The sequence below is a fragment of the Citrobacter sp. wls718 genome (genome assembly GCF_005280945.1).
GTDB lineage: Bacteria > Pseudomonadota > Gammaproteobacteria > Enterobacterales > Enterobacteriaceae > Citrobacter > Citrobacter gillenii.
This window is the reverse complement of record NZ_SZWV01000060.1, coordinates 6,699-9,665: the sequence shown is the minus strand read 5'-3', so window position 1 is coordinate 9,665 and position 2,967 is coordinate 6,699. Positions and strand designations below refer to the sequence as shown.

General features: G+C 58.8%; 1 protein-coding gene and 2 pseudogenes. 1 reads left to right on the top strand and 2 read right to left on the bottom strand.

The annotated features are described in order from the left end of the window. Positions 1-1,116 (top strand): trypsin-like peptidase domain-containing protein (locus FDW95_RS11870; RefSeq protein WP_212734302.1); only part of this gene is annotated, 1,116 nt, incomplete at its 5' end. 224 nt (positions 1,117-1,340) lie between these two features. Here FDW95_RS11870 and FDW95_RS11865 read toward each other — a convergent pair. Beyond that, positions 1,341-1,910 (bottom strand): annotated as a pseudogene (locus FDW95_RS11865) (IS5 family transposase); the annotation flags it as partial. Positions 1,911-1,998: 88 nt separating this feature from the next. Further along, positions 1,999-2,238 (bottom strand): annotated as a pseudogene (locus FDW95_RS23775) (WYL domain-containing protein); the annotation flags it as partial. Positions 2,239-2,967: the final 729 nt, after the last annotated feature.

The window sequence follows — 2,967 nt, the reverse complement described above, 5'->3', positions numbered from 1 at the left end:
GACCGCTTCGTCCGGCGCGGGCTCTTCATCACCGCCTGCATTGCCGCGCTCATGCTGCTGTGGCAGTTTCTGCCCGCCATCGAGGCATGGTTCAGTCCGCGCGAGGCAGCAGAACGCACCGTGATGGCGCGTGGCGATCTGGCGGCGGACGAGAAAACCACCATCGAACTGTTCGAAAAATCGCGCGCCTCGGTGGTCTACATCACCACCGCGCAATTAGTACGCGATGTCTGGACGCGCAACGTGTTCTCCGTGCCGCGCGGCACTGGCTCGGGCTTCATCTGGGACGACGCCGGCCACGTCGTCACCAACTTCCACGTCATCCAGGGCGCGTCCGAAGCCACCGTCAAACTGGCCGACGGCCGCGACTACCAGGCCGCGCTGGTGGGGACGAGCCCCGCGCACGACATCGCCGTGCTCAAGATCGGCGTCGGTTTCAAGCGCCCGCCGGCCGTGCCGGTCGGCACCAGTGCCGACCTCAAGGTGGGTCAGAAGGTGTTCGCTATCGGCAACCCCTTCGGCCTGGACTGGACGCTCACCACTGGTATCGTCTCCGCGCTCGACCGCTCGTTGCCGGGAGAAGCGGGCGGCCCGGCCATCGATCACCTGATCCAGACCGACGCCGCCATCAACCCCGGCAATTCCGGTGGCCCGCTGCTCGATTCGGCTGGGCGGCTGATCGGAATCAATACCGCCATCTACAGTCCGTCTGGCGCCTCGGCCGGCATAGGCTTTGCGGTGCCGGTCGATACCGTCATGCGCGTGGTGCCGCAACTCATAAAGACCGGCAAGTACATCCGTCCGGCGCTGGGCATCGAGGTGGATGAGCAGCTCAACGCGCGTCTGCAGGCGCTGACCGGCAGTAAGGGCGTATTCGTATTGCGCGTGACGCCGGGCTCGGCGGCGCACAGGGCCGGGCTCGTCGGCGTCGAGGTCACCGCAGGCGGCATCGTGCCCGGCGATCGCGTTATCAGCATCGACGGTATCGCCGTCGACGACGTCACCACATTACAGGCCCGGCTAGACGACAAGAACGTTGGAGATGTTGTGGTCTTGTTAGTGGAGCGGGCCGGCAAGACTCGCGAGATGCTTGTGGAACTACAACCGGGAGTTTGATGGAAAGTGGGTCATGGATCTGCACAGCGAAGCAGCCAAGCGACTTCAGCCTTGCGCCGAACTACGAGCCCTAGCTAGGGATGGTCTGAAGTAGCCCTGTATTTCCGGCTGACTTCAGCCACTGCTGATTTTGAAAGCGGTGAACCGATCAAAAACGATCGGATCACCCGCTCATTTCGGTGCTTTCAGCCGTCGCGAGCACCTTGCGACGGCCATTTTCCGCATTACAGGCGCACCTCTCCTGCGCTTGCCAGCAAATGTCGGCGGGCCATCCATAGGTTCGACAGGGCAAACAGCGTCACCAGTTGTGCAGTGTTCCTCACCAGCCCTCGGAAACGTACCTTGGTGTAGCCGAACTGCCGCTTGATCACGCGAAACGGGGGCTCTACCTTCGCTCGCACTTGCGCCTTGGCCTTCTCGATCTTGCGCTTGGCTTTGTACAGGGCGCTGCGTTTATCGAGCATCTTGTAGGTGCTGCGGCGTGCTGCGACCTGCCAGATCACTTCTCGGTCGGCATGCTCGGAGCGCTTTTCGACGCCGGTGTAGCCGGCATCGGCGCAGACGACGTTCTCGTCGCCGTGCAGCAGCTTGTCGACCTGGGTGACATCCGCCACGGTGGCTGCCGTGCCCACCACGCTGTGTACCAGCCCCGATTCATCATCAACGCCGATGTGCGCCTTCATGCCAAAGTAATACTGGTTCCCCTTCTTGGTCTGGTGCATTTCCGGGTCGCGCTTGCCGTCCTGGTTCTTGGTTGAACTGGGCGCGTGGATCAGCGTGGCATCGACGATAGTCCATCTTGATAATATCGGGCCGCTCAACGCTCGGGTGCGGCACGAAATCCAGCTCGACGATGCGCGTCCACTGGATGTCGTTATCCTGCCGTTCGTTGGCCTGTGGCTCCTCGTCGAGCAATGTTGGTACTTCGATGCGGGTGACGACGAAATCCCGAAACTCTCCACTCTTGCGATCAAAGGCCCGGACGTGCCAGCGCAGGCCTGTATCTACCAAGGCAAAGGGCACAATTACCCGCTCGGACTCGCCGTTGCTCATCGAGTGGTAGCGGATGGCTACGGGGCGCTTAGCGTGGATGGCTCGGCAAATCGTGGCTAACACATCCATCTTGGGGATGCACAGGGCTGCGGGGGATTCACATGGTAGCAGCTCCTGCATTGAGCCGTTCACGCCATCGCCAAAGCCGAAAGCCAGCGCCGACATAACACGCTGCGATGCGTGTTTGAACAACGGGGAAAACGCCTGCCCGATGCGATAGATCTTGTTGCTACCATCGAAGGTGATGTTATGCGGCACGATTTCCCGGTACAAAGCCAAATCGCGTGTCGCCCCTGCTGGAGCCACGCCGAAGCGCTCAATCAGATCTGGGCGACCGATCTCACCAAAGAAGTAGAGCCGAAAATCGATGTAGGCCAGCCGCTCTCGCTGGGCCACACTCAAGTCCTCAAGCCGCTTAGAAAGGGAACTAGGCATGAATTATCACTATAGGGAAAAATGAATATTTAATACGGTAATCCATAAAGTGCCATGATGATAATCAGCATTAATACTTACGTAACAGCAAGAATTTATGTCTTAAACGTAGGCAGTCATCGTATGGGTTGATGTTTCTATACCGTTAAATTGATGCCATCCAACTATAAAACCTTGCTGCCCAAGGCCCTATAGCCCCCTCAGGCAATTTGCCCTTATCCACTGTTTTGGTCTTGGGATGAGGGATACCAGAATAACCTAACGACTTAGGGACCGGGATCACAGGCGGCTGTGGCTCGTCGCTTACCTTAATTCAAATTATTTTCAGATAGATATCATTCTTCTGAACATACTCGATTAACG